The 26,535-nt window shown below is 61.4% G+C and carries 18 protein-coding genes; 9 read left to right on the plus strand and 9 right to left on the minus strand.

The genetic code is table 11. The features are described 5' to 3' along the window. Positions 1 to 183 precede the first annotated feature (183 nt). On the minus strand, positions 184 to 759 hold the full coding sequence (locus GV818_RS15355; RefSeq protein ID WP_161753273.1) for an ANTAR domain-containing response regulator: 576 nt from the start codon (positions 757 to 759) through the stop codon (positions 184 to 186). Positions 760 to 774: 15 nt separating this feature from the next. After that, entirely contained in the window at positions 775 to 1,986 is a 1,212-nt protein-coding gene (locus GV818_RS15360) for a CmpA/NrtA family ABC transporter substrate-binding protein (RefSeq protein WP_161776934.1), read from the minus strand. Positions 1,987 to 2,214: 228 nt separating this feature from the next. On the opposite strand from GV818_RS15360, the gene GV818_RS15365 reads away from it, so the two are divergent. Beyond that, a complete protein-coding gene (locus tag GV818_RS15365) occupies positions 2,215 to 3,234 on the plus strand; it encodes a quinone-dependent dihydroorotate dehydrogenase (RefSeq protein ID WP_161753269.1) in 1,020 nt (339 codons plus the stop codon). Positions 3,235 to 3,378: 144 nt separating this feature from the next. Here the strand turns inward: GV818_RS15365 and rmf are convergent, their stop codons facing one another. Continuing rightward, positions 3,379 to 3,594 carry a ribosome modulation factor gene (gene rmf / locus GV818_RS15370; RefSeq protein ID WP_015634760.1) on the minus strand — a complete coding sequence of 72 codons (216 nt, stop codon included), beginning with the start codon at positions 3,592 to 3,594 and terminating at the stop codon, positions 3,379 to 3,381. A 545-nt stretch (positions 3,595 to 4,139) separates the two neighbouring features. Here rmf and rlmKL point away from each other — a divergent pair. Continuing rightward, positions 4,140 to 6,419 (plus strand): bifunctional 23S rRNA (guanine(2069)-N(7))-methyltransferase RlmK/23S rRNA (guanine(2445)-N(2))-methyltransferase RlmL, encoded by a 2,280-nt coding sequence (gene rlmKL / locus GV818_RS15375; RefSeq protein ID WP_161753267.1) that lies wholly within the window; start codon positions 4,140 to 4,142, stop codon positions 6,417 to 6,419. Between the two features lie 137 nt (positions 6,420 to 6,556). Continuing rightward, positions 6,557 to 8,950, plus strand: a complete 2,394-nt coding sequence (locus GV818_RS15380; protein WP_161776935.1) for a sensor domain-containing diguanylate cyclase — start codon at positions 6,557 to 6,559, stop codon at positions 8,948 to 8,950. A gap of 45 nt (positions 8,951 to 8,995) precedes the next feature. Here GV818_RS15380 and dacB read toward each other — a convergent pair whose 3' ends face one another. Continuing rightward, entirely contained in the window at positions 8,996 to 10,456 is a 1,461-nt protein-coding gene (dacB, locus tag GV818_RS15385) for a D-alanyl-D-alanine carboxypeptidase/D-alanyl-D-alanine endopeptidase (RefSeq protein WP_161776936.1), read from the minus strand. A 234-nt stretch (positions 10,457 to 10,690) separates the two neighbouring features. On the opposite strand from dacB, the gene GV818_RS15390 reads away from it, so the two are divergent. Continuing rightward, a complete protein-coding gene (locus GV818_RS15390; protein WP_161753261.1) occupies positions 10,691 to 11,035 on the plus strand; it encodes a YggL family protein in 345 nt (114 codons plus the stop codon). A gap of 187 nt (positions 11,036 to 11,222) precedes the next feature. Here GV818_RS15390 and GV818_RS15395 read toward each other — a convergent pair whose 3' ends face one another. Then, complete coding sequence (locus tag GV818_RS15395; protein WP_161776937.1) at positions 11,223 to 12,413, minus strand: benzoate/H(+) symporter BenE family transporter; 1,191 nt, start codon at positions 12,411 to 12,413, stop codon at positions 11,223 to 11,225. 318 nt (positions 12,414 to 12,731) lie between these two features. Between GV818_RS15395 and GV818_RS15400 the strand changes: the two genes are divergently transcribed. From GV818_RS15400 to GV818_RS15410, 3 genes are all read left to right on the plus strand, one after another. Continuing rightward, positions 12,732 to 13,496, plus strand: a complete 765-nt coding sequence (locus GV818_RS15400; RefSeq protein ID WP_025128787.1) for a GntR family transcriptional regulator — start codon at positions 12,732 to 12,734, stop codon at positions 13,494 to 13,496. Between the two features lie 199 nt (positions 13,497 to 13,695). Continuing rightward, positions 13,696 to 14,646 carry a LysR family transcriptional regulator gene (locus GV818_RS15405; RefSeq protein ID WP_161753258.1) on the plus strand — a complete coding sequence of 317 codons (951 nt, stop codon included), beginning with the start codon at positions 13,696 to 13,698 and terminating at the stop codon, positions 14,644 to 14,646. Between the two features lie 148 nt (positions 14,647 to 14,794). Further along, positions 14,795 to 15,628, plus strand: a complete 834-nt coding sequence (locus tag GV818_RS15410; protein WP_161753256.1) for a nucleoside-binding protein — start codon at positions 14,795 to 14,797, stop codon at positions 15,626 to 15,628. A gap of 81 nt (positions 15,629 to 15,709) precedes the next feature. Here the strand turns inward: GV818_RS15410 and guaD are convergent, their stop codons facing one another. From guaD to xdhA, 4 genes are all read right to left on the minus strand, one after another. Next, the gene (guaD, locus tag GV818_RS15415; RefSeq protein ID WP_161776938.1) at positions 15,710 to 17,014 is read right to left on the minus strand and encodes a guanine deaminase; all 1,305 of its coding nucleotides are present in this window, start codon (positions 17,012 to 17,014) and stop codon (positions 15,710 to 15,712) included. A 23-nt stretch (positions 17,015 to 17,037) separates the two neighbouring features. Continuing rightward, positions 17,038 to 17,880 carry a xanthine dehydrogenase accessory protein XdhC gene (gene xdhC, locus GV818_RS15420; RefSeq protein WP_161776939.1) on the minus strand — a complete coding sequence of 281 codons (843 nt, stop codon included), beginning with the start codon at positions 17,878 to 17,880 and terminating at the stop codon, positions 17,038 to 17,040. Positions 17,881 to 17,976: 96 nt separating this feature from the next. Then, the gene (gene xdhB / locus GV818_RS15425; RefSeq protein WP_161776940.1) at positions 17,977 to 20,376 is read right to left on the minus strand and encodes a xanthine dehydrogenase molybdopterin binding subunit; all 2,400 of its coding nucleotides are present in this window, start codon (positions 20,374 to 20,376) and stop codon (positions 17,977 to 17,979) included. After that, on the minus strand, positions 20,369 to 21,823 hold the full coding sequence (gene xdhA / locus GV818_RS15430; protein WP_161753248.1) for a xanthine dehydrogenase small subunit: 1,455 nt from the start codon (positions 21,821 to 21,823) through the stop codon (positions 20,369 to 20,371). Before xdhA ends, xdhB begins: the two co-directional genes overlap by 8 nt. A gap of 358 nt (positions 21,824 to 22,181) precedes the next feature. Between xdhA and GV818_RS15435 the strand changes: the two genes are divergently transcribed. Both GV818_RS15435 and smc read left to right on the plus strand, forming a co-directional pair. After that, positions 22,182 to 22,841, plus strand: a complete 660-nt coding sequence (locus GV818_RS15435) for a GntR family transcriptional regulator (protein WP_161753246.1) — start codon at positions 22,182 to 22,184, stop codon at positions 22,839 to 22,841. Positions 22,842 to 22,843: 2 nt separating this feature from the next. Next, entirely contained in the window at positions 22,844 to 26,332 is a 3,489-nt protein-coding gene (gene smc, locus GV818_RS15440) for a chromosome segregation protein SMC (protein ID WP_161753244.1), read from the plus strand. Positions 26,333 to 26,535 lie beyond the last annotated feature (203 nt).

Here is a 26,535-nt window from a genome sequence, read left to right on the forward strand (position 1 = left end):
TTACCGGTGCGGATCTGACAGCAAGAGCCGGGCCAACCCTTGTCGACCCCAGCAGCAGGAACTGGCTCAGGACCTGGCTGTGGAACTGGCTGTAGGAGCTGGCTTGCCAGCGAAGGCGCCCTCAAGACTGGCACAAGGTTCAGAGGCCTATTCGCCGGCAAGCCGGCTCCTACCGGGGCTCGGTCAGCCGAGGAGTTCCTGCATGGCGATGATTTGTTCCGCCACCTGGATCAGCTTTTGCTGTTTGCTCATGGCCTGCCGGCGCATCAGGGTGTAGGCCTGTTCTTCGTTGCAGTCCTTCATTTTCATCAGTAGGCCCTTGGCCAGCTCGATGCGCTTGCGCTCCGCCAGTTGCTGGTCCCGGGCCTGCAGTTGCGCGCGCAGGGCCTGGTCGCTTTCAAAGCGAGCCATGGCCACATCGAGGATCGGTTGCAGGCGCTGGACCTGGATGCCTTCGACTATGTAGGCACTGACCCCGGATTTGATCGCCTGGCGCATCACCAGCGGATCGTGTTCGTCGGTGAACATCACGATGGGGCGCGGTTGGTCGCGGCTCACCAGGACCACTTGTTCCATGACGTCGCGGCTGGGTGACTCGGTATCGATCAGGATCACGTCCGGGCGCACTGTTTCGACGCGGCCCGGCAGGTCGATGGTCAGGCCGGATTCGTCGATGACCTCGAAGCCGGCTTCGCTGAGGGCGGCCTTGAGCCGTCCGACTTTTTTCGCGGTGTCGTTGATCAACAGGATACGCAGCATGTTCGCGGGCTCCGGTCAGCGCTGGGCGACAAGGGGAGGGCTGTCGTTCAGGGCGTGCAGGCGAAAGCTGCGGGCATAGGCGGCCGGTTGCGAGCCGTCCCAGACCTTGCCGTCGATCAACTGGCTGCTGCGCATGTCCTGGCCCCAGGCGGCGACGCCCAGCGCGGAGGCTGCGTCTCGATAGAGTTCAAGCTGTTGCACCTGGCGGGCGACGCCCAAATAGTCTGGATCTTCGCGCAGCAGGCCCCAGCGGCGGAACTGGGTCATGAACCACATGCCGTCGGACAGGTAGGGCAGGTTGACCGCGCCGTGGTCGTGAAAGCGCAAGGCGTGGGGATCCTGCCAGCGATTGCCCAGGCCGTCGGCGTAGTCGCCCTGCAGCCGCGGCTCGATGCAGTCCAGCGGGGCATTCAGGTAGTCCGTGGCGCTCAATAGCTGTGCGGTACTGCGGCGGTTTTCCGGGCTTTGCTCGATGAAGCGGCTGGCCTCGAGGATCGCCATCACCAGGGCGCGGGCGGTGTTGGGATTCTGCTCGACGAAGGCACGGGTACAGCCGAGGACCTTTTCCGGATGGTCGGGCCAGATCGTCTGGCTGGTGGCCAGGGTGAAGCCGAGATCTTGTTGCACCGCGCTGGCGCTCCAGGGTTCGCCGACGCAGAAGCCATCGATGCGTCCGGCCTGCAGGTGGGCAACCATCTGTGGCGGCGGCACCACTACGCTGTCGACATCCTGCAACGGGTGGATGCCCTGGCTGGCCAGCCAGTAGTACAACCACATGGCGTGGGTGCCGGTGGGGAAGGTCTGGGCGAAGGTCATTCTTGCCCGGCTTTGGTGCACGTGGCGATCGAGTGCTTCAGGGCTGGTCACCTTCAGCGCTTGCAGTTCCCGGGACAGGTTGATGCTCTGGCCGTTCTGGTTCAGGCCCATGAGCACTACCATGTCGCAGGGGTTGATTCCGCCGATGCCCAGGTGCACGGCATAGATCAGGCCATACAGGCTGTGGGCGGCATCCAGTTCGCCGCTCACCAGTTTGTCCCGCAGATTGGCCCAGGAACTCTGGCGCTTGAGGTTCAGGGTCAGCCCGTAGGGCTGGGCAAACCCCTGGGTGGCGGCGACCACTACCGAGGCGCAATCGGTCAATGCCATGAAGCCCAGGTTGATCACGGATTTTTCCACAGCATCGCTGCCGTTGACCCAGGCCAATGGGTCATGTGGGAGTTCGCTCATGGGGCACCTTGCATGAAAAGGCGTCGTCCCCGCGGCCGGGCAGAGCCTGGACGGGTGACGACGCCGTTGTCCTTTGACCTGGACCGCCATTGGCCGAGGCTTGATGGAACAAGTGGGTGCAAGGCATATGCCATTGCTGGGGGATTTCACTCTGCGCCTCGCCTGCAAGCCTCGGGCGCGGCTATAATCGGTGCCTTAATTTCGCCGCCAACCGAGTTCATCCCGCCCATGTATACCCTGGCCCGCCAGCTGTTGTTCAAACTCTCCCCGGAAACCTCCCACGATCTGTCCCTGGACCTGATCGGCGCGGGCGGGCGTTTGGGCCTCAACGGTCTGTTGTGCAAGGCACCGGCGCAAATGCCGGTCAAGGTCATGGGCCTGGAGTTTGCAAACCCGGTGGGGCTGGCTGCCGGCCTGGACAAGAACGGTGCGGCCATCGACGGCTTCGCCCAACTGGGGTTCGGTTTCGTCGAAATCGGGACCGTCACTCCGCGCCCGCAGCCGGGCAACCCCAAGCCACGGATTTTCCGCCTGCCCCAGGCCGAAGCCATCATCAATCGCATGGGCTTCAACAACCTTGGGGTCGACAATCTGTTGGCACGGGTCGCCGCCGCACAATACAAGGGCGTGCTGGGGATCAATATCGGCAAGAACTTCGACACACCGGTGGAGCGGGCGGTGGATGACTACCTGATCTGCCTGGACAAGGTCTATGCCCATGCCAGCTACGTTACGGTCAACGTCAGTTCGCCCAATACTCCGGGTCTGCGCAGCCTGCAGTTTGGCGAGTCGCTCAAGCAGCTGTTGTCGGCCTTGAGCCAGCGCCAGCAGGAGTTGACGGCGATTCACGGCAAGCGCGTGCCGCTGGCGATCAAGATCGCCCCGGACATGAGCGATGAAGAAACCATGGATGTGGCTAGGGCCTTGCTGGAAACCGGCATGGATGCAGTCATTGCCACCAACACCACCTTGAGTCGTGAAGGTGTCGAAGGTATGGAGCACGGTGCCGAGGCGGGCGGTCTGTCCGGCGCCCCGGTTCGCGAGAAGAGCACCCACACGGTCAAGGTCCTGGCGGCTGAACTGGCCGGGCGTTTGCCGATCATCGCGGTAGGCGGCATCACCGAAGGCAAGCACGCGGCTGAGAAGATCGCTGCAGGCGCCAGCCTGGTGCAGCTGTATTCGGGGTTCATCTACAAAGGCCCGGCATTGATTCGCGAGTCGGTGGATGCCATCGCGGCCATGGGCTGAGAAAATTTGCTGCTGACGGGCTGAAAGCGAGCAATAAAAAAGGGCTCCTTGAAGGAGCCCCTGGGCCGAAGCCCGCCGCCCGGATGGGGCGTGCGTGGTTAAGTCGTCATCTATTCAAGTTTTAGGTGTCGGAGTGTGCCCTGATCAGCCGACAGCGCGAAGTTCGTTGAGTCTGTGGATGCCCGCAGTGCCTGTCATACCGTCCCAGTTGTCGCCGCGTCCTTCTCGCCAGCCGTTGATCCAGGCTTGGCGTACCGACGGTAGAGTAAATGGGCAAAGCTCACGGGATTTGCCATTAACGCCATACTGATATCCGCGTAAAAATGCTTTTTCCAACGGATCACGCTTTAGTCTTCTCATAGGGTGTTTCCCTCACTTGTTGACTGTCTTATGTCCTATCGACCTTCGTTTAGGGTCGGGCAGATTGCTTCTGCCGTTGGTGCTCGCTGCCGGCGTCGCGAGCCTTGATGTTGACACCGTTGCGGCGCCAACCTGTGTTGAGTTCTAACCAATAGGTCACAGCAAGTGAATGATCGTTTTGTCATAAGGACGTAACGTTAATGTTGTCCCGGCCATAAGCCGGGAATGGTTTTGTATCCGCGTTGTCATGCAAAGCCTGCTGTGATCGGCCTTTCACTAGATGATGAGGTTAATGCTTTAGTGAGAATGTCGAGCGGTTGCACTCAACTACTATTCGACGAAGGGTCGACTTATGTCATTTTGTTGCCCTGACTTTTTATCTGCCCTGGCCTCTAAGCTCTTTTGCCCTGCAAGACAGCTTTCCAGCCGGGGTGGGACGGCACAGTTTCGTGCCACACGAGCGCTCTTGAAGAAAAGCGCTTGATTGAAAACCGAGCGGGCGATGCGTTGCCCGTTCATTAATTGCCAAAGGCCCTGGAATTCCCATGTCGGATCGTTACGAACTCTTCCTCACTTGCCCCAAAGGCCTCGAAGGCCTGCTGATCGAGGAAGCCGTCGGGCTTGGCCTTGAGGAAGCCCGCGAGCACACTTCCGCGGTGCGCGGCATGGCCGACATGGAGACGGCTTATCGCTTGTGCCTGTGGTCACGCCTGGCCAACCGGGTGCTGCTGGTGCTCAAGCGCTTCCCGATGAAGGATGCCGAGGATCTCTATCACGGTGTGCTGGACATCGAGTGGCAGGACCACATGCTGGCTGACGGCACCCTGGCGGTGGAGTTCAGCGGCCACGGTTCGGGAATCGACAACACGCACTTCGGCGCCCTGAAGGTCAAGGACGCCATCGTCGACAAACTACGCACGCCGTCCGGCGAGCGTCCGTCGGTGGACAAGCTCAACCCGGACCTGCGCATTCACCTGCGCCTGGATCGTGGCGAAGCCATTCTCTCCCTGGACCTCTCCGGCCACAGCCTGCACCAGCGCGGTTATCGCCTGCAGCAAGGCGCTGCGCCGCTGAAGGAAAACCTGGCGGCGGCGATCCTGATCCGCGCGGGCTGGCCGCGAATTGCCGCTGACGGCGGCGCGCTCGCTGACCCGATGTGCGGTGTGGGTACCTTTTTGGTGGAAGCGGCGATGATCGCCGCCGATATCGCGCCGAACCTCAAGCGTGAGCAATGGGGCTTCACTGCCTGGCTCGGCCACGTGCCGGCCCTGTGGCGCAAGCTGCACGACGAAGCGCAGGCCCGCGCTCACGCAGGCCTGGCCAAGCCACCGCTGTGGATTCGCGGCTATGAAGCCGACCCACGCCTGATCCAGCCGGGGCGTAACAACGTCGAACGTGCCGGTTTGAGCGAGTGGATCAAAATCTACCAGGGCGAAGTGGCGACCTTTGAACCGCGCCCGGACCAGAACCAGAAAGGCCTGGTGATCTGCAACCCTCCCTACGGCGAGCGCCTGGGAGACGAGGCCAGCCTCTTGTACCTCTACCAGAACCTTGGCGAGCGCTTGCGCCAGGCCTGCCTGAACTGGGAAGCCGCGGTATTCACCGGTGCCCCGGACCTGGGCAAGCGCATGGGGATCCGCAGCCACAAGCAGTATTCGTTCTGGAACGGTGCGCTGCCGTGCAAGCTGTTGCTGATCAAGGTGCTGCCGGATCAGTTCGTTACCGGTGAGCGCCGCACCCCGGAACAACGCCAGATCGAGCGCGAACAAGCCCAGGCCCAGGCTGAAAGCCAGGCCGACACCGCGCCGCAAGAGCGTCAGTACAACAAGAATGGCAACCCGATCAAACCGGCTCCAGTGCCCGCCCCGGTGGTGGAACAGGCGCGCTTGAGTGAAGGCGGGCAGATGTTTGCCAACCGTCTGCAGAAGAACTTCAAGCAGTTGGGCAAGTGGGCCAAGCGCGAAGGCGTGGAGTGCTATCGGGTCTACGACGCCGACATGCCTGAATACTCCCTGGCCATCGACCTCTACCACGATTGGGTCCACGTCCAGGAATATGCAGCCCCCAAGTCGGTGGATCCTGAGAAGGCCCAGGCGCGCCTGTTTGATGCCCTGGCGGCGATTCCGCAAGCGTTGAACGTCGACAAGAGCCGGGTGGTGATCAAGCGTCGCGAACGCCAGAGCGGCACCAAGCAATACGAGCGCCAGAGCGCCCAAGGCAAGTTCACCGAGGTCACCGAGGGCGGGGTCAAGCTGCTGGTCAACCTGACCGACTACCTGGACACCGGGCTGTTCCTCGATCACCGGCCGATGCGCATGCGTATCCAGAAAGAGGCTGCCGGCAAGCGTTTCCTCAACTTGTACTGCTACACCGCTACCGCCAGTGTGCACGCGGCCAAGGGCGGAGCTCGCAGCACCACCAGCGTCGACCTGTCGAAGACCTACCTGGACTGGGCACGGCGCAACTTCTCCCTCAACGGTTTTTCCGACAAGAACCGTCTGGAGCAGGGTGACGTGATGGCTTGGCTGGAAACCTGCCGTGACGAGTTCGAGCTGATTTTCATCGATCCGCCGACCTTCTCCAACTCCAAGCGCATGGAAGGGGTGTTCGACGTGCAACGTGACCAGGTGCAGTTGCTCGACCTGGCCATGGCGCGCCTGGCGCCGGGTGGCGTGCTGTACTTCTCCAACAACTTCCGCAAGTTCCAGCTGGATGAAAATCTTGCCACGCGCTATCAGGTCGAGGAGATCACGGCGAAAACCATCGACCCGGATTTTGCCCGTAACAGCAAAATTCACCGCGCCTGGAAAATCACCGCCCGCTAATCATCGGATCAGCTCCCGAAGCCCGATTTTTTAAGGCTTCGGCGGCTGTTTAGCACTGGTCAAATTAGTGGCTAATAGCTATAACTCTCACCAAGTCCAGATGACACCCAAACTCGTTGGCGTGATGAGTTCTGCTTATGCCGTTGCAAGTGGTACGCCCGAAAATCCTGGGTTTCATAAGTGAAGAGGTCTCTGCCTGGCTGGTAGCCTTACTGGTATTACTTGCGGGCGGCATTCTGACCGGGCTGTTGGCCTGGTCCACTTTCAATGTGAACCAGCAGCAACTGCGACAGCGTTTCCAGTTGCTCGCTGGCGAACGCTACAGTCGCATCGAAGAACGTTTTCAGGACCAGGAGCAACGCCTGGATGGCCTGCGGCGTTTCTTTGTCAATTCCGATCTGGTGTCGCGCCAGGACTTCGATGGCTACGCCAAACCCCTGCTACGTCGCACCCAAGCCTATGCCTGGGCGCCGCTGGTCAGTCTTGCCCAGCGCCCGGCGTTCGAGCAGTCGGTGCGGGACCAGGGACTGTCGGGATTCTCCATCCGCCAGTTGGCCTCCAGTGGCCAGATGGAACCGGCCGGCGTGCGTGAAGAGTATGTGCCGGTCCTGTACAGCCAGACCCAGAGCTCGCTAGGTTCGCCTTTGGGGTATGACCTGCTGGCTCAACCCCAGCGCCGCATTACCCTGGAGCGAGCCCGTGAGCTTGACGGGCTGGCGGTTTCGCCGCCGGTGCATCTGGTGGCGGTCGATCCGGCGTATGCCCGTGGCGTGCTGTTGGCCGCTCCGGTTCGGCGCTCTGCAAGCAATGCCGCTGCCCGGCCAGAAGGCTATGTGCTGGCGGTGATCAGCTTGCGACAACTGGTGGCAGATGGCTTGCCGGTGCCGGCCAGCGACAATCTGTCGGTGCGGATTCTCGACCTCTCCAGCGAGGGGCAGCATGAGGTGCTCTATGAGTCGAACAATCCGCCGATCAGCAGCCCCCTGATCGCCAGCCGACTGTTGCGCCTGGCGGATCGCGACTACCAGGTGGACATCCGTCCCAGCGCTGCATTCGTGCATGCCAACCATTCTTCCCTGAGCAGCTTGGTGGTCCTCGGCGGCTTGCTCAGCGTACTGCTCAGTGCCTTGCTCTATGTATTGGTGAGCCAGCGGCAACGGGCCCTGGCCCTGGTGGAACAGCAAACTGAAGAGTTGCGCAGTCGCGAGCATGAACTGCGCGGTACCCACAGTCAGTTGCGTAGCGTGCTGAATGCCGCCACCCAGGTGGCGATCATCGCCACGGACCTGCGTGGGGTCATCAGCACCTTCAATGCCGGGGCCGAGCAGATGCTCGGCTACAGCAGCAGCGAGGCAGTGGGGCACCTGACCCTGGAAAGCCTGCATCTGCCCAGCGAGCTCGAGCCTTGGGCCCATAGCCTCAGCCAGCGGTATGGCAAGCCGATCCCGATGTCCCAGGCGATGTTGGTGGAGGCGGGCATGGCCGGCGGCCACGAAGCCCGGGAATGGACCCTGGTGCGCCAGGACGGCAGCCACTTGCAAGTGAACATGCTGGCGACCCCGGTACTGGATGATCAGGGCTTGTGGATCGGCCACCTGGCCATTTGCATCGACATCACCGAGCGCAAGCGCGTACATGAGGCCCTGGCGGCCCGGGATCGTCTGCTGAAAAGACTCAGTGCCCATGTCCCGGGGGGGATCTACCAGTTCAAGCTGGATGCCGAAGGGCATGCGAGTTTCACTTATGCCAGCGACGGTATTCGCGAGATCTACGAGATCGAGCCGCAGCAATTGCAGGAGAATGCCGCGCCGGCGTTCGAGCGCATTCATCCTGAGGATGTGCGGCGGGTGCGAGCGTCGATCCAGGCCTCGGCGGAGCAACTCAGTCCCTGGCGCGAAGAGTTCCGGGTCTGCCTGCCCCAGCGTGGTCTGCGCTGGATGCGGGGTGCAGCGACGCCGGAGCGACTGCCGGGCGGCGGGGTGTTATGGCACGGCTATATCTCGGACATCTCCGATCTCAAGCGGGTCGAGGAAGAACTGCGGGCGTTGTCGGTCACGGACTCGCTGACCGGGATTCACAACCGGCGCTATTTCCAGGAGCAACTGCAAAGCGAAATGCAGCGCCTGGAACGTGGTGGCGGCAAGATGGCAGTGATCATGCTGGATATCGATCATTTCAAGCGGGTCAACGATCTGCACGGGCATGGCGTGGGCGATCAGGTGTTGAAGGGGCTGTGCGAGCGTACCGCTCGGCGCCTGCGGCGTACCGATGTGTTCTGTCGCCTGGGCGGGGAGGAGTTCATGGTCCTGTGCCCGGACACTGATGGTCAGCAAGCGCTGATCCTGGCCGAGGAGCTGTGGCAAGGCTTGCGTAGTTCACCGATTGAACCGGTGGGCATCGTCACCGCCAGTTTCGGTATTGCCAGTTGGCGTGAAGGCGAGGGCGCGGATGGTTTGTTGTTGCGGGCCGACTCCGGGGTCTATGCCGCCAAGCAGGCCGGGCGCGACCGGGTGCAAGCGGAGTTGCCTTGATTGCCGAGGGCGGTGAGTGGTCCTCGCCGCCCTCGATGCAGGCCTTTACAACACCGAGGCGCTGGTGGCCAGCTTGGGCTGGCGATAGAGGTCCAGCAGCACCTGGTCCAGCACCGATGAGGCGCCGAACGGACGTGGATCGTTGAGAATCGCCACCACCGCCCAGGTGTTGCCGTTGTCATCGCGGCTGTAGCCGGCAATGGCGCGGACGGTGTTCAGGGTACCGGTCTTGATATGGGCTTCACCCGACATGGCGGTGCGCTTCAAGCGCTTGCGCATGGTGCCGTCCATGCCGGCAATCGGCATCGAACTGATGAACTCCGCGGCGTAGGGGCTTTTCCACGCAGCTTGCAGCAAGCCCGCCATTTCCCGAGCGCTGACCCGTTCGGCACGGGACAGGCCGGAACCGTTCTCCATCACCAAGTGCGGTGAAGTGATGCCTTTTTTCGCCAGCCACTGACGCACCACGCGCTGGGCGGCTTTGGCGTCGTCGCCATCGGCGTCGTTGCGGTACTTCGCTCCCAGGCTCAGGAACAGCTGCTGGGCCATGGTGTTGTTACTGTATTTGTTGATGTCGCGGATGATTTCCGCCAGGTCCGGGGAGAATGCGCGGGCCAGTACCTTGGCGTCCTTGGGTACCACTGCCAGGCGGTCCTGGCCCTGGATGCTGCCACCCAGCTCGCTCCAGATCGCCCGCACGGCGCCGGCGGTGTAGGTGGCATGGTCCAGCAGCGACAGGTAGGTCTGGGAGCTGCAGCCATCACCCAACTGGCCGCCGACGGTGACAATCACACTGCCATCGGCCTGGGTCACCGGGTTGTAGCGGACATCGCCGGTGCATTGCTTGGTGTTGATGGCCTTGATCTGATTGTCGATGCGAATCTTGGCAATCGGCGGCTCCACTGACACCAGCACTCGGCCGGAATCGTTGCGAGCGACAAAGCGCAGGGCCTTGAGGTTGACCATCAGTGAGTCGGGCTTGACCAGGAACGGCTTGTTCTCGTCGTTGCCGTCATCATTGAACTCCGGCAACTGGGGTTGCACGAAGAAGTTGCGGTCCAGCACCAGGTCACCGGTGACTTGCTGCACGCCGTTGGCCCGCAGGTCGCGCATCAGCAGCCAGAGCTTCTCCATGTTCAGCTTGGGATCGCCGCCGCCCTTGAGGTAGAGGTTGCCATTGAGGATGCCGCCGCTGAGGGTGCCGTCGGTGTAGAACTCGGTCTTCCACTGGTGGGTCGGACCAAGCATTTCCAGGGCGGCGTAGGTGGTCACCAGCTTCATGGTGGAGGCTGGGTTGACCGACACGTCGGCGTTGAAGATGGTCGGGGTGCCTGGGCCGTTCAGGGGAATCATCACCAGCGACAAGGCATTGTCCGGGAGTTTGCTGGCTTTGAGGGCTTGTTGAACCTTGGGGGTCAGGGTGGTGTTGACCGGGGCCGCGGAGGCCTGGAATGCCAGGGGGAGGAAAACACTGGCAAGCAGTAGAGGACGCAACGATTTGATCATATGAAATGGAACCCTGCAGTCGAGGGGAAAAAAGGCGAGGGCATGCAGATAAAATCCCTCAGTGGTCATGAAAGTGTCGGCATTATGCCCCAAGGTATAGCGGCTTGTGCCGTGCCACGGGCCGCAGGAGCGGTATTTTTTTTACCAATGGCAGTCCGGCATCCTCATAGAGTCAGGCAATCGCCCGCCTAAACTGGTAAAGTGCCGCCCGTTATTACTTATGAGGATTGTTCCATGGCCACTAACCGTTCCCGCCGTCTGCGCAAAAAACTCTGCGTAGATGAATTTCAGGAGCTGGGTTTTGAGCTGAACCTGGATTTCAAAGAAGATCTGGCTGACGAAGCTATTGACGCTTTCCTCGACGCATTCCTCAAAGAAGCGATGGAAGCCAACGGCCTGGGCTATGTAGGTGGCGATGACTTCGGTCTGGTTTGCCTGAGCAAGCGCGGCTGCGTTAGCGAAGAGCAACGTGCCGCTGTTGAAGCCTGGCTCAAGGCTCGCACCGAGCTGACCAGCGTTGAAGTCAGCCCGCTGCTGGACGTGTGGTACCCGGACAACGCGATCAACCCAGTCGCGTAATGTCATGCATGGGCGGCCCGTCCGGGCCGCTCATGCGTTGTTGCCTCAGGGCAACCTGTCGAATTTTCCCTTCTGTTTTTTTGCATCTGCCGCGGGCTGGTCCCGGGTTTTGTCGTGGGCGGCATTTCGCCGGCAAGCCGGCTTCTACAGTGGGTGGGCGCAAAAGCAGGCTTGCCAGCGAAGCGCTTCAGGCACTGCGCCAATTCAGGATCATCAAGGTCACCACCCCGGCGACAATTCCCCAGAATGCCGAGCCGATGGAAAATAGCGTCAGGCCCGATGCCGTCACCATGAAGGTGATCAGTGCGGCTTCCCGTTCCTTCACTTCGCTCATGGCGATGCTCAAGCCATTGATGATCGAGCCAAACAGCGCCAGAGCCGCGATGGACAGCACCAGTTCCTTGGGCAGCGCGGCGAACAGCGCGGCCAGGGTGGCACCGAAGACCCCGGCGATGCCGTAGAAAATCCCGCACCAGACTGCCGCGGTATAACGCTTGCTGTGATCTTCGTGGGCGTGAGGGCCGGTACAGATTGCTGCGCTGATGGCCGCGAGGTTGATGCCGTGTGAGCCAAAGGGCGCCAGCAGCAGTGAGGCCAGGCCCGTGGCGGTGATCAGCGGCGAGGCCGGAACGTTGTAGCCGTCGGCGCGCAGCACGGCGATTCCGGGCATGTTCTGCGAGGTCATGGCCACCACGAACAGCGGGATGCCAATGCTGATGGTGGCTGCCAGGGAGAAGTGCGGCGTGGTCCAGACCGGGGTTGCCACTTCCAGGTGAAAGCCGCTGAAGTCCAACAAGCCCATCAGCCCGGAAAGGGCGGTGCCGATCAACAGCGCCGCCAGCACCGCATAACGCGGCGACAGGCGCTTGACCACCAGGTAGGTGAAGAACATGCCCAGTACCAGGCCGGTGCGGTGTTGCGCGGCCACGAAAATCTCACTGCCGATCTTGAACAGAATCCCTGCCAGCAAGGCCGCTGCCAGGGAGGCCGGGATTTTTTTCATCAGGCGCTCGAAGCTGCCGGTGAGCCCGCAGACCGTGACCAATACCGCGCAGGTGATATAGGCGCCAATGGCTTCGCCGTAGGTCACTCCGGACAGGCTGGTAATCAGCAGGGCGGCGCCGGGTGTCGACCAGGCGATAGTGATGGGGGTGCGATAGCGCAGGGACAGGCCGATGCTGCACACCGCCATGCCGATGGAGATGGCCCAGATCCAGGAGGAAATTTGACCGCTGGTCAGGCCGGCGGCTTGTCCAGCCTGGAACATCAGCACCAGGGAACTGGTATAGCCGGTCATCATGGCGATGAAGCCGGCAACGATGGCTGAGGGCGAAGTGTCGGCCAGGGGGCGTATCTGCGCGGGGGTGGCATCGGACATTACTGCTATTCCTTGTTCTTGAAAGGCGCAACCAGGCATATCCAGCCCGCACTGAGCGAAGCATGCTTCGATCGGTGGGCCGGAAATGGGGTTCAGGGTCCAAGCCTAAACTTAAAAGCAACTTTGCATTGCAATACAGCCGCGACTACAAATAGCCGTACAGTCGCTGAATAAGTGGCGGGGCAGTAACAGTTTTTACTAATGATCCCCATGGGTTGTGTACAATGTGTCCCTGTTTTAACGCGATACTTGCCAGCGACCCATCGTGACGTATTAAAGTCACGCGAAATCGCCGCAGTCCTTCCGACCCGAGTGCCCATGAACGAACAGTTGCAACCTCTCAAGAAACAACCGCGAGCAGGCAAAGCCGGTCGCAGCGGAACCCAGGACGATATTGTCTACGCGCATATCTTCGAGGCCATCCTCGAACAGCGCCTGGCGCCCGGCACCAAGTTGAGTGAAGAGGCGCTGGGAGAAATATTTGGAGTCAGTCGGACCATCATCCGTCGTGCCTTGTCGCGTCTGGCCCACGAAGGCGTGGTCCTGTTGCGCCCCAACCGTGGTGCGGTGGTAGCCAGTCCGAGTGTCGAGGAAGCCCGTCAGGTGTTTCTCGCCCGGCGCCTGGTGGAGCGGGCCATTACCGAACTGGCGGTGCAGCACGCTACCGCCGAGCAGTTGCTGGAACTGCGGCAGATGGTCAACGAGGAACGCGACAGCTTTTCCCGAGGTGACCGGGGTGCGGGTATCCGCTTGTCCGGCGAGTTCCACCTGAAGTTGGCGGAGGCGGCGAAGAATGCACCACTGATCAGTTTCCAGCGCAGCCTGGTGTCCCAGACTTCGTTGATCATTGCCCAGTATGAAAGTGGCAACCGCTCTCACTGTTCCTACGACGAGCACACCCAGTTGATCGATGCCATCGAAGCGCGAGATGGCGAGTTGGCAGTGAACCTGATGATGCATCACATGGATCACATCGACAGCAAGCTCAACCTTGACGAGGAAAGCGCTTCGGACGATCTGCATGCGGTGTTCTCGCACCTGCTGCAGACCAAGAAGCCGGGGCGGCCGACCGCCAAGCTCTGAGGCCGCAGGCTTGAAGAAATCCCTCGCTACGTGCGCTGCACGGAGCGGGGGATTTTTGTTTGGGGAAGGCGATTGAGTCTGGACCTGATCGATTGTTGCGGTTTTTATTTAAAATTGTATACAGTGCCCGCTTCGAGGCGCGTGGCGGAAGATCAGCCCGCCAAGGCCCGCCTCTCGCCCTGCGAAAGGAGCCCGCGGCATGAGCGGCAGAACGCTACGTATTCATTCCTCCGCGATTCACTACTTCGACATGGTGCGGCGCTGTCACTCGATCCGCGAGGCCGCCCGGCGCCTGAATGTCGCCTCCTCGGCGGTGAACCGGCAGATTCTCAAGATCGAGGATGAAATCGGGGCGCCGCTGTTCGAACGCCTGCCCGGAGGGTTGCGCTTGACCCTGGCCGGAGAAATTCTCAGTCGTCACGTCAACCTGGTGTTGCAGGACCTGGAGCGGGTGCGCCTGGAGTTCGATGCGTTGCGGGGGCTGAAAAGCGGGCACGTGGAGATCGCCACTGTAGAGGGCGCCACGGTGGACCTGCTGCCCTCGGTGCTCAAGCGCATGCGCGATCACTACCCGCAGGTGACCATCGGCGTCACGGTGCAAGGTTCGCAATCGATTCCTCTGGCCTTGATCAACAGTCGTGCGGACCTGGGCCTGGCCTTCGCCTTGCCCAGGGCTGCGGAAATACGTCAATTGAGCGTCGGCCATTTTCGCCTCGGCGCTCTGGTCAGCCCCGATCACCCGCTAGCCGAGCGGGGCAGCGTCAACTTTGCCACCTGTGCCGAGCACGGGCTGATCCTGGCCAAGAGCGATCTGTCGATCCACCACCTGTTGGCGCCGTTGCACAAGCGCCTGGGCCTGCTGGACAAGCCGCCACTGCAGAGCAATTCCATGGAGCTGGCGCGGCAGATGGCCCGGCACAACATGGGCGTGGCGTTTCAGACTCGGGTCGGGGTCGAGTCGGACCTGAGCAAGGGCGAGTTGCTGCATATCCCGCTGAGCGACCAGGGCGGCATCTACAGTGACCTGGGGCTCTATGCCCGCAGCGGGCGCGACTTGCCCAGCGCCGTGGAGGCGCTAGCGCATCTGCTCAGTGAAGAGATTGCCATACGCGAACGGGCCGAGCGCGCCTTCGGCCAGCCAGTGCTCTGAGTCCATGGCTGTGGGCGGCTGTTGCCATTTTGGCAGCGCGCTGGTCGATATTCTGTTCTTTGGGCCCTGTGGTGCTTGTGCCGATACTGCGTCCGGTCGGCAGCCAGCGAAGCTGCCATAAGCCACACCGCCACAGGACATAATAAAAATGAAAAAGGCATTACAAGGCGCAACCCTGCTGATGACATTGATCGGCGCAGGGGAAGCCGCCGCCGTGGAGTGGATGAACAACAGCGTCGGCTTTCGGTACGGCAAGGAGTTCACCAACCCGAACAACCCGCACTACATCAGCAAGCGCATCTACAGCTTCACCCATGCCAGTGGGTACCAGTACGGCAGCAACTACCTGCACCTGGACGTACTGCTCTCCGACAACGACGATCCGCGCAAAGGCACCAACAAGGGCAGCAGTGAAGTCTATGGTGTCTACCGTCACCAGCTCTTTGCCTCCCGGGTATTCGATACGCCTGTGGGTACAGGCCTGATCAAGGACTACGCGTTGACCATGGGCTTTGATGCCAGCCGCAACAACAACTTGGGCTCAGCGAAAAAGCGTGCCCTGGTCTTTGGTCCGACCCTGAAGTTCAACACGGTCGGCGTACTCGACCTGAGCTTGTTGTACTACAAGGAAAACAACCATTCCGGTATTCCCGGGGCGAAGGATCCGGATCACACCTTCGACGATACCTATCTGCTCAACCTGGCCTGGATGCGTCCGTTCGAGGTCGGTAGCCACGCAGCCAAGTTCCAGGGCTTCGTCAACTACACCGGGGAAAAGGGTCACGATTACAACTATCGCGATACTGCCCCGGAAACCCTGATGCGCACCTCGTTGATGTTTGCCGTATTACCGGGCAAGAACGTCAAGCCCAACCTCTACCTGGGGGTCGGTTACGAGTATTGGCACAACAAGTTCGGGGTGGACGGTGGGCGTGGTACCCGCACTTCAGCACCGACCTTGAACATGGAAGTGACCTTCTAGCCTGTACCTTGCCACTTGGGCTTCAGGCATAAAAATCCCCCGTTCGGCTTGCCGCGAACGGGGGATTTCTGCTTTCAGGGCTTAGCGCTGGTGAACTTGCTGGCCGGCAGCATAGGTCTGCAGCACGGTACGGTCATCCCCCAGGGTAATCAACACGAACAGGGTTTCGGCGATGTTGTTGGCCTGCTTCAGGCGGTAGCTGAGCAGTGGTGTGGCGTTGTAGTCGAGGACCACGAAGTCGGCATCGGTACCGGGGTGCAGGGTGCCGATCCGATCTTCCAGGCGCAGTGCCCGGGCACCGCCGAGGGTGGCCAGGTACAGCGACTTGAAGGCGCTCAGGCGCGCACCTTGCAGCTGCATGACCTTGTAGGCTTCGTTGAGGGTTTGCAGCAGCGAGAAACTGGTACCGCCGCCGACGTCGGTGCCCAGGCCGACATTGAGCTTGTGTTTTTCCGCCATCGGCAGATTGAACAGGCCACTGCCGAGGAACAGGTTCGAGGTCGGGCAGAAGGCCACGGCCGAGCCGGTTTCCGCCAGCCGCGCGCATTCCTCATCGCACAGGTGCACGCCGTGGGCAAACACTGAGCGCTCTCCCAGCAACTGGTAGTGGTCGTAGACGTCCAGGTAGCCCTTGCGCTCCGGGAACAACTCCTTGACCCATTCGATCTCCTGCAGGTTTTCACTGATGTGGGTCTGCATGTAGAGGTCGGGGTACTCGGTTAGCAGCTGGCCGGCGAGGGTCAGTTGCTCGGGAGTGCTGGTTGGTGCGAAACGTGGGGTCACCGCGTAGTGCAAGCGGCCCTTGCCGTGCCAGCGCTCGATCAGTGCCTTGCTTTCCTGGTAGCCCGATTCCGCAGTATCGGTCAGGTAGTCCGGGGCGTTGCGATCCATCATCACCTTGCCGGCAATCATCCGCAGGTCGAGTTTCTCGGCAGCGGCGAAGAATGCGTTGACGGACTGCGGGTGCACGCTGCCAAACACCAGGGCGGTGGTGGTGCCGTTGCGCAGCAGTTCCTTGATGAAGATGTCCGCCACTTGGTTGGCGTGGTCCTGATCGGCGAACTGGCTTTCACAGGGGAAGGTGTAGGTGTTCAGCCAGTCCAGCAACTGTTCGCCATAAGCCCCGACCATGCCGGTCTGGGGCAGGTGGATATGGGTGTCGATGAAACCCGGGGTGATCAGGGCATCCGGGTAGTGGTTGATCTGCACGTCTGCGGGCAGGCCGGCGAGCAGTTCGCTGGCGTGGCCGAGGGCGCTGATCCGACCGTCCTTGACCACCAGCAGGCCGTCTTCGAAATACTCATAGGAGGCTTCGATTCCGACTTCGGCCGGGTCGGCGATGCTGTGCAGGATGGCGGCACGGTAGGCTTTGCGAGTCAGGGGCATTGTCGTTCTCAGTGTGTGGCTTGTCAGTTTGAAGCGTGGCTGCGGCGCGAGGCCGGCAGCAGTTTGGCAATCGGTTCGGCACTGACGCTGGGCTGGCCGAAATGTGCGTTATAGGTGGCGATTATCTCACCGGCGATGGAAATGGCGATTTCCACAGGCAGCTTGCCTTTGACTTCGCCAAGCCCCATCGGGCAGCGCATGCGTTGCAAGGTGGCGGCGTCAAAGCCGCGATCGCGCAGGCGGTGTTCGAACTTGACCCGCTTGGTCTTCGAGCCGATCAGGCCGAAATAGCTGAAGTCGTTGCGCTCGAGCAGGGCTGCGGTCAACTCCAGGTCCAGTTGGTGATTATGGGTCATGACAATGCAATAGCTGCCAGGGGGTAGGTTATCGACCTCGTCCACCGGTTCTTCGCTGATGATCTTGCGTACGCCTGGGGGAATCTGTTCCGGGAACTCCTGTTCCCGCGAGTCGATCCAGCGCACCCGGCAGGGCAGGCTGGCCAGCAGCGGCACCAGGGCGCGCCCGACGTGCCCGGCGCCGAACACGGCAATGTGCGCCTGTACTTGGCCCATGGGTTCGAACAGCAGCACTGTGGCCCCGCCACAGCACTGGCCAAGGCTGGCGCCGAGACTGAAGCGCTCCAGATGAGTGGACTGCTTGCCGCTGGCCAGCATCTCCCGGGCGATCTGCATGGCCTTGTATTCCAGGTGGCCGCCGCCGATGGTGTCGAAGGATTGGTTGGCACTGACCACCATTTTCGAGCCGGCGTTGCGTGGCGTCGAGCCGAGCTCCTCGATGATGGTCACCAGCACACAGGGTTCCCCCTGGATTTGCAGGTCGGCGAGGGCGCTGATCCAGTTGTACATGTTCACCTCGACATCTTGGTTGTCTGTTCGGGACTTTTCGCCGGCAAGCCGGCTCCTACAGGTGTGTTGTAGGAGCCGGCTTGTCGGCGCAGGCCGTTACAGCGGCGCCAGCTCGGTTTGCGGGTCCGCGGCCTTGGTTACCTGCAAGCGGCGCATCTGCTCGCAGCCCCATAACACCCGCTCCGGCGTGGCCGGCGCGTCGATCTGCGGCTGGTGCCGGTAGTCGCCGAGGCTGGCCACTGCGTCCTTGATCGCACACCAGGCGGCGATGCCGAGCATGAACGGTGGTTCGCCCACGGCCTTGGAGTGGAACACTGTGTCTTCCGGGTTCTTGCGGTTTTCCACCAGCTTGACCCGCAGGTCCAGGGGCATATCGGCCACCGCAGGGATCTTGTAGCTGGCGGGGCCATTGGTCATCAGTTTGCCCTTGGCATTCCACACCAGCTCTTCGGTGGTCAGCCAGCCCATGCCCTGGATGTACCCGCCTTCGACCTGGCCGATGTCGATGGCCGGGTTCAGCGAGGCGCCAACGTCGTGCAGGATGTCGGTGCGCAACATCTTGTACTCGCCGGTCAAGGTATCGACGATCACCTCGGCACAGGCCGCACCGAAGGCGAAGTAGTAGAACGGCCGGCCCCGGGCCTGGCTGCGGTCGTAGTAGATTTTCGGGGTCTTGTAGAAGCCGGTGCTGGAGAGTGAAACCTGGGCGAAATACGCCTGCTGGATCAGCTCCTCGAAGGTCAGGATATGTTCACGTACGCGTACATGGCCGTTGTGGAACTGCACATCCTCCTCGCTGACCTTGTAGTGCCGCGCAGCGAACTCCACCAGGCGTGTCTTGATGGTCTGCGCAGCATTCTGCGCCGCCTTGCCATTCAGGTCGGCGCCGCTGGACGCAGCGGTGGGCGAAGTGTTGGGCACCTTGTCGGTATTGGTGGCGGTGATCTGTACCCGGTCGATGTCCACCTGGAACACCTCGGCCACCACCTGGGCCACCTTGATGTTCAGGCCCTGGCCCATTTCGGTGCCGCCGTGGTTCAGGTGAATGCTGCCGTCGGTGTAGATGTGGATCAGCGCGCCGGCCTGGTTGAGGAAGCTGGCAGTGAAGGAAATGCCGAATTTCACCGGGGTCAGCGCCAGGCCTTTTTTCAGGATCGAGCTGTTGGCGTTGTACCGGCGGATGGCTTCACGGCGCTCGGCGTACTGGCTGCTGGCTTCCAGTTCGGTGGTCATTTCCTCGAGCATGTTGTGCTCGACGGTCTGGTAGTAGTGAGTGACGTTGCGTTCGGTCTTGCCGTAATAGTTGGCCTTGCGCACCGCCAGCGGGTCCAGGTGCAGGTGGCGGGCGATGGCGTCCATCACTTCCTCGATGGCGACCATGCCTTGCGGGCCACCGAAGCCGCGGTAGGCGGTATTCGACGCGGTGTTGGTCTTGCAGCGATGGCCATTGATGGTGGCATCGCCCAGGTAGTAGGCGTTGTCGGCATGGAACATCGCCCGGTCGACGATAGACGCCGAGAGGTCCGGCGAGCAGCCGCAGTTGCCCGCCAGCTCCAGCTGGATGCCGTGCAGGCGACCGTTATTGTCGAAGCCGACGTCGTACTCGACGTAGAAGGGGTGACGCTTACCTGTCATCAGCATGTCTTCGACCCGCGGCAGGCGCATCTTGGTCGGCTGGCCGGTGAGGCGTGCGATCACCGCGCACAGGCAGGCGGGGCTGGCGGCCTGGGTTTCCTTGCCGCCAAAACCGCCGCCCATGCGCCGCATGTCGACCACGATCTTGTTCATTGATACGTCGAGCACTTCCGCCACCAGTTTCTGTACTTCGGTGGGGTTCTGGGTCGAGCAGTAGACGATCATGCCGCCGTCTTCGGTAGGCATCACCGAGGAGATCTGGGTTTCCAGGTAGAAATGTTCCTGGCCGCCGATGTGCAAGGTGCCTTGAATGCGGTGTTCGGCGCTGGCCAGTGCGCCGGCCGAATCGCCGCGCTGGTGGGTGTGGCTATCCAGCACGAAGTGGCGTTTGCGCAGGGCTTCCACCACATCCAGCACCGGCTCCAGGTCCTGGTATTCGATGATTGCGGCCATCGCCGCCTTGCGCGCGGTATCCAGGTCCTTGGCCGCTACGGCCAGCACCGGCTGGCCGACAAACTCGACGGTGTCGATGGCCAGCAACGGGTCGCCGGGCAATAGCGGGCCAATGTCCTTGAGGCCGGGAATATCCTCGTGGGTAATGGCGATGCGCACCCCTTCGAAGGCGTAGCAGGGCGCGGTGTCGATGCTGATGACCCGGGCATGGGCACGGTCCGAGAGTCGTGCAAAGACGTGCAGTTGGTTGGGGAATTCCAGGCGGTCGTCGATGTACACCGCTTCACCTGACACGTGTTTGGCGGCGCTGTCGTGCTTGACGCTGCGGCCGACGCCGGTGGTCAGGTCCTGGTGAAACAGGGCCGTCAGTTCGGCTTGGGTCTTCTCGACTTTGTGATGATTAGACATAAGCGGTCACCCGGGTCTCGATGTGCGGTGTGTGCAGTTCGATGAAGTATTTGCGCAGCAGGTTCTGTGCGCTGAGCAGGCGGTATTCCTTGCTCGCGCGAAAATCCGAGAGCGGGGTGAAGTCTTGCGCGAGAGCCGCGCAGGCGCGTTCTACGGTGGCCTGGTTCCAGGGCGCGCCGACCAGGGCGGCTTCACAGCTCTTGGCCCGTTTCGGAATCGCCGCCATGCCGCCGAAGGCAATGCGGGCATCGCTGACCATGCCGTTTTCGATCCGCAGGTTGAAGGCCGCGCAGACCGCAGAAATATCGTCATCCAGGCGCTTGGACACCTTGTAGGCGCGGAACAGCCGTTCGGCACTGGCCCGGGGCACGATGATCTTTTCGATGAACTCGCTGTCCTGGCGGGCGGTGACCCGGTAATCGATAAAATAGTCTTCCAGGGCCAAGGTCCGGCGTACGTCGCCCTTGCACAGTACGATCTGCGCGCCCAGGGCTATCAGCAGGGGCGGCGAGTCGCCGATCGGCGAAGCATTGCCGATATTGCCGCCCAGGGTGCCCTGGTTACGGATCTGCAATGAGGCGAAGCGCTGCAGCAGTTCGCCGAAATCCGGGTACTCGGCATGCAGTGCGTCATAACAGTCGGTGAGGGCGGTGGCGGCGCCGATTTCCAGGCGATCGTCGAAGCGTTCGATGCGCTTCATCTCGGCAATGTTGCCGACGTAGATCATGACCGGCAGGGTTCGATGGAACTGGGTCACCTCCAGCGCCAGGTCGGTGCCGCCGGCCAGCAGCCGGGCTTGCGGATAGGCGTCGTAGAGGTCGGCCAGGTCGGCGACGGTCAGCGGCACCAGGCAGCGTTTGTCACCGCTGTTGAGCTCGCCGGTGTCCTTGGGCGCAATGGCCTTGAGGCGGGCGATGGTCTCGGCCTGGCGGGCATCGAACTGATCGCGCTGCTGGCCGCAGCAGGATTGTTCGGCTGCGGCGAGAATCGGCCGGTAGCCGGTGCAGCGGCAGAGGTTGCCGGCCAGGGCTTCGTGGGCCTTGTGGAGGTCGGGTTCAGAGCTGTTCTTTTGCAGGGCGAACAGTGACATGACGAAGCCCGGGGTACAGAAGCCGCACTGCGAGCCGTGGCAGTCGACCATGGCCTGTTGCACGCTGTGCAGTTGACCCTGGTGCTTGAGCCCTTCGACGCTGATCAGATGCTTGCCGTGCAGGGACGAAACGAAGGTCAGGCATGAGTTGAGGCTGCGATAGCGAATGGATTCGCTGCCCTGGGCATCCACCTGCAGCTCGCCCACCACCACGGTGCAGGCGCCGCAGTCACCGCTGGCGCAACCTTCTTTGGTGCCGGGTTTGCCCAAGTGCTCGCGCAGATAGTTGAGCACGGTCAGATTGGGGTCCAGGGCGTGCTCGCTACGGAGTTCCTGGTTGAGTAAAAACTGGATCACGGAAGGCCTCGCAGACTCATTATTATTGTTAACCGACGTGAGCCGAATTTAGTCATGTCTGACTTTTCGGTCAATGATTTTCTGACTTTAAGGTCAGGAAATTTCGATGGTCAACATTTCAAGTATGAACGGTATCCCGGTCGCTGCTGCCGCGGGCTGCGATAAGGCCTGAAGGGCCTTGTGCATGATCGACAGGGTCACTGCCCCTGGAAGCGATCGCAGCCCGCGGCAGCGGCTACAGAGTCCGTATCAATCTGCTTGTTTCATGCCAAATTCCCCTGTTGGGGCACTCCGCCATGAGGTATCAATTGCGCTACACTGCGCGGCTTGTGCCGATTAAAGATTTTGAAGGAAAACCATGACGTTCAAGGCGCCGGACAGCCTCGCCGAGCAAATTGCTCACCACCTCGCCGAACGTATCATTCGCGGGGATCTCAAGCCTGGGGAGCGGATTCAGGAACAGAAGGTCACCTTGGCCCTCAATGTCAGCCGTGGATCGGTGCGCGAGGCCTTGCTGATTCTCGAGCGTCGCCATCTGATCGCGATCCTGCCGCGCCGCGGTGCCCACGTGACCGAGCTTACCGAGCACAAGGTCCGCAGCCTCTGCACCCTGATGAGCGAGCTGTACATCCTGCTGGGCAACTCGGTGGCCAGTGGCTGGGCACAGCAGAGCGACATGGCGCCGTTCCTGCAGATCCAGCAACGGCTGGTGAGCGCTTACGAGCGCCAGGACATCCGCGCCTTTGTCGAAGACAGCTTCAGCGTGATGCGCGCGGCCTATCCCTTCGCCAACAATCCGTACCTGCAGGAAACCGTCGAGAACCTGCAACCGGCCATGAGCCGTGCCTATTACCTGGCACTGGAGCAGCGCAAGGCATCGATGAGCGAGTACCTGGCACTGTTCGAGCAACTGTTGGCCGCGGTGCTGGCTCGTGACCTGGAGCAGATCCGTCAGGTGCTGACGGCGTATGCCCAGCGCAGCAGCGATCTGGTGGTATCTGCGTTGGCGGATGCGTAAACGTGCGACTCAAGTGCATCAAGCTGGCGGGGTTCAAGTCCTTCGTCGACCCCACCACGGTGAACTTCCCCAGTAACATGGCGGCGGTAGTCGGGCCCAATGGCTGCGGCAAATCGAACATCATCGACGCGGTGCGCTGGGTGATGGGTGAAAGCTCGGCGAAGAACCTGCGTGGCGAGTCGATGACCGATGTCATCTTCAACGGCTCCACCAGCCGCAAGCCGGTGAGCCAGGCCAGCATCGAACTGGTGTTCGACAACTCCGACGGCACCCTGGTGGGCGAATACGCCGCCTACGCGGAGATTTCCATCCGCCGCAAGGTGACCCGCGACAGCCAGAACAGTTACTTCCTCAACGGCACCAAGTGCCGCCGTCGGGACATCACCGATATCTTCCTTGGCACCGGCCTGGGGCCACGCAGCTACTCGATCATCGAGCAGGGCATGATCTCCAAGTTGATCGAGGCCAAGCCCGAGGACCTGCGCAACTTCATCGAAGAAGCCGCGGGCATCTCCAAGTACAAGGAGCGCCGGCGCGAGACGGAAAATCGCATCCGCCGCACTCACGAGAATCTGGCACGCCTGACCGACTTGCGCGATGAGCTGGAGCGCCAGCTCGAACGCCTGCATCGCCAGGCCCAGGCCGCCGAGAAGTATCAGGAGTACAAGGCCGAGGAGCGTCAGCTCAAGGCGCAATTGTCGGCCCTGCGCTGGCAGGCGTTGAATGAGCAGGTGGGCCAGCGTGAGTCGGTGATTGGCAGCCAGGAAGTCAGTTTCGAGGCGCTGGTGGCCGATCAGCGCAATGCCGATGCCGCTATCGAACGCTTTCGTGATGGTCACCATGAGCTGTCCGAGCGCTTCAATCTGGTGCAGGGCCGTTTCTACTCGGTGGGCGGTGATATTGCCCGGGTCGAGCAGAGCATCCAGCACGGCCAGCAGCGTCTGCGGCAGTTGCAGGAGGATTTCAAGGAAGCCGAGCGCGCACGTTTGGAAACCGAGTCGCATCTGGGGCACGATCGCACGTTACTGGCGACCCTGGGGGAAGAGCTGGGCATGCTCGAGCCTGAGCAGGAAGTCACTGCGGCGGCAGCCGAGGAAGCGGCAGCGACCCTGGAAGACGCCGAAACCACCATGCACGGTTGGCAGGAACAGTGGGACGCCTTCAACCTGAGTTCCGCCGAGCCGCGGCGCCAGGCGGAAGTGCAGCAGTCACGTATCCAGCAGCTGGAAAGCAGCATGGAGCGCTTGTCCGAACGGCAACGGCGCTTGACCGAGGAGCGCGAGTTGCTCTCGGCCGACCCGGAAGATGCGGCGATCCTTGAACTCAATGAGCAACTGGCTGCCAGCGAGGCGACCCTGGAAGACTTGCAGGCCAGCGAGGAGTCACAGGTCGAGCGCCTGGAGCAACTGCGCCAGCAATTGCAACAGGCCACCCAGGCCCAGCAGCAGGCTCAGGGTGAGCTGCAGCGGCTCAACGGCCGGCTGGCGTCCTTGGAGGCTTTGCAGCAAGCGGCGCTCGACCCAGGTACCGGCACTGCCCAATGGCTGCGTGAACAGCAGTTATCCGAGCGTCCGCGTCTGGCCGATGGCATGCACGTGGAAGCGGGTTGGGAACTGGCGGTAGAAACCGTGCTCGGCGCCGACCTACAGGCGGTTCTGGTGGACGACTTTGCCGGTATCGATCTGGCAGGTTTTGCCCAGGGTGATCTGCGTTTGCTGAGTCTGCAGGGGGATGCGTTACGCGTGCCTGGCAGCCTGCTGGACAAGGTTGAATCCCAGGTGGATCTGTCGCCCTGGCTGGGCCAGATCAAACCGGTGGAAACCCTCGAACAGGCCTTGGCCTTGCGCGGGCAGCTGGCCCCTGGGCAAAGCTTGATCAGTCGCGACGGCTACTGGGTTGGTCGGCATTTCCTGCGGGTCCGGCGTGCCAGTGAAGCGGAAAGTGGCGTGCTGGCCCGGGGTCAGGAAATCCAGCAACTGACGCTGGAGCGTGATGAGCGCGAAGCCAGTGTCGAGACCCTGGAGAGCCAATTGCTCAATCTGCGGGCGCAGCAGCGTCAGCAGGAGAACGGCCGCGAACACCTGCGCCGCCTATTGCAGGATGAAGCTCGGCAACAAGGGGAACTGAAAGCCAAGTTGTCCGCGGGCAAGGCCAAGGCCGAACAGTTGAGTTTGCGCCGTACCCGCCTCGATGAAGAGTTGGTCGAGCTCGGTGAGCAGCGTGAGCTGGAGCATGAACACGTCGGCGAGGCACGCCTGCAGTTGCAGGATGCCCTCGACAGCATGGCCCTGGACACCGAGCAGCGAGAACTGCTCCTGGCCCAGCGCGACAGCCTGCGCGAGCGCCTCGATCGGGTGCGCCAGGAGGCGCGCCAGCATAAGGATCACGCTCACCAATTGGCGGTGCGCATGGGCTCGCTCAAGGCCCAGCACGATTCCACCCGTCAGGCCCTGGAGCGCCTGGAGTTGCAATCCGAGCGCCTGACCGAGAAGCGCGAACAGCTCAGCCTCAACCTGGAGGAGGGTGAGGCTCCCCTGGAGGAATTGCGCCTCAAGCTCGAAGAGCTGTTGGAAAAGCGCATGACCGTGGACGTCGAGCTCAAGACCGCACAGATCGCCCTGGAAGATGCCGACCGTGAACTGCGCGATGCCGAGAAGCGCCGCAACCAGGCCGAGCAGCAATCCCAGCTGATCCGTGGCCAGCTCGAACAGCAGCGCATGGAATGGCAAGCCTTGAGCGTGCGCCGCAAGACCTTGCAGGAGCAGTTGCTGGCCGACGGCTACGACCTCGACGGGGTGCTGGCGACCCTGACGGGCGATGCCAGCGAACAGGCCGCCGAAGAAGAGTTGGAGCGTATTGCGGCACGGATTCAGCGCCTGGGGGCGATCAACCTCGCGGCCATCGATGAATACCAGCAGCAGTCCGAGCGCAAGCGCTACCTGGATGCCCAGAATGCCGATTTGGTAGAGGCCCTGGAAACCCTGGAGAACGTGATTCGCAAGATCGACAAGGAAACCCGTAATCGTTTCAAAGATACCTTTGATCAGATTAATGCTGGTTTGCAGGCACTCTTTCCAAAAGTTTTCGGTGGTGGCAGCGCTTATTTGGAACTGACGGGCGAAGATCTACTCGATACAGGGGTAACGATCATGGCGCGTCCGCCGGGCAAGAAGAACAGCACTATTCATTTGCTCTCCGGTGGCGAAAAGGCATTGACCGCATTGGCGTTGGTGTTCGCTATCTTCAAGTTGAACCCCGCGCCGTTTTGCATGCTCGATGAAGTTGACGCGCCGCTGGATGACGCTAACGTTGGACGTTATGCAAGATTGGTTAAAGAGATGTCGCAGACTGTGCAGTTCATCTATATCACCCACAACAAGATCGCCATGGAAATGGCCGATCAATTGATGGGGGTGACGATGCACGAACCCGGTTGTTCGCGCCTGGTAGCCGTGGATGTCGAGGAGGCGATGGCGATGGTGGACGCTTGAGTCTGTATGACTGAGGCGACTGTTGGGGGGATAAATCGAGGATTTTTCCCATTGCCGAGCTGGCCAATCGATATATTGGCCGTAACCGTTGTGACAGACGGTGTAAAGTTGCCTTTGGTCGTGCTAATTTAATGTCAATTTTTCCTATGCGTGGGCAAAACGCCATTCAGAACATAGAGTTGGCGCCACGTTTTAAAGCGGTT

The organism is Pseudomonas sp. Fl4BN1 (genome assembly GCF_009908285.1).
Lineage (GTDB): Bacteria > Pseudomonadota > Gammaproteobacteria > Pseudomonadales > Pseudomonadaceae > Aquipseudomonas.

Excerpts from the sequence above, each read along its gene's own strand:
- GV818_RS15435 (WP_161753246.1), top strand. The coding sequence starts at position 22,182 with ATGACGTTCAAGGCGCCGGACAGCCTCGCCGAGCAAATTGCTCACCAC.
- xdhC (WP_161776939.1), bottom strand. The coding sequence starts at position 17,880 with ATGTACAACTGGATCAGCGCCCTCGCCGACCTGCAAATCCAGGGGGAA.
- GV818_RS15400 (WP_025128787.1), top strand. The coding sequence starts at position 12,732 with ATGAACGAACAGTTGCAACCTCTCAAGAAACAACCGCGAGCAGGCAAA.
- GV818_RS15410 (WP_161753256.1), top strand. The coding sequence starts at position 14,795 with ATGAAAAAGGCATTACAAGGCGCAACCCTGCTGATGACATTGATCGGC.
- GV818_RS15380 (WP_161776935.1), top strand. The coding sequence starts at position 6,557 with ATGCCGTTGCAAGTGGTACGCCCGAAAATCCTGGGTTTCATAAGTGAA.
- dacB (WP_161776936.1), bottom strand. The coding sequence starts at position 10,456 with ATGATCAAATCGTTGCGTCCTCTACTGCTTGCCAGTGTTTTCCTCCCC.
- GV818_RS15365 (WP_161753269.1), top strand. The coding sequence starts at position 2,215 with ATGTATACCCTGGCCCGCCAGCTGTTGTTCAAACTCTCCCCGGAAACC.
- GV818_RS15355 (WP_161753273.1), bottom strand. The coding sequence starts at position 759 with ATGCTGCGTATCCTGTTGATCAACGACACCGCGAAAAAAGTCGGACGG.
- GV818_RS15390 (WP_161753261.1), top strand. The coding sequence starts at position 10,691 with ATGGCCACTAACCGTTCCCGCCGTCTGCGCAAAAAACTCTGCGTAGAT.
- xdhB (WP_161776940.1), bottom strand. The coding sequence starts at position 20,376 with ATGTCTAATCATCACAAAGTCGAGAAGACCCAAGCCGAACTGACGGCC.
- rlmKL (WP_161753267.1), top strand. The coding sequence starts at position 4,140 with ATGTCGGATCGTTACGAACTCTTCCTCACTTGCCCCAAAGGCCTCGAA.
- rmf (WP_015634760.1), bottom strand. The coding sequence starts at position 3,594 with ATGAGAAGACTAAAGCGTGATCCGTTGGAAAAAGCATTTTTACGCGGA.
- GV818_RS15405 (WP_161753258.1), top strand. The coding sequence starts at position 13,696 with ATGAGCGGCAGAACGCTACGTATTCATTCCTCCGCGATTCACTACTTC.
- guaD (WP_161776938.1), bottom strand. The coding sequence starts at position 17,014 with ATGCCCCTGACTCGCAAAGCCTACCGTGCCGCCATCCTGCACAGCATC.
- GV818_RS15395 (WP_161776937.1), bottom strand. The coding sequence starts at position 12,413 with ATGTCCGATGCCACCCCCGCGCAGATACGCCCCCTGGCCGACACTTCG.
- GV818_RS15360 (WP_161776934.1), bottom strand. The coding sequence starts at position 1,986 with ATGAGCGAACTCCCACATGACCCATTGGCCTGGGTCAACGGCAGCGAT.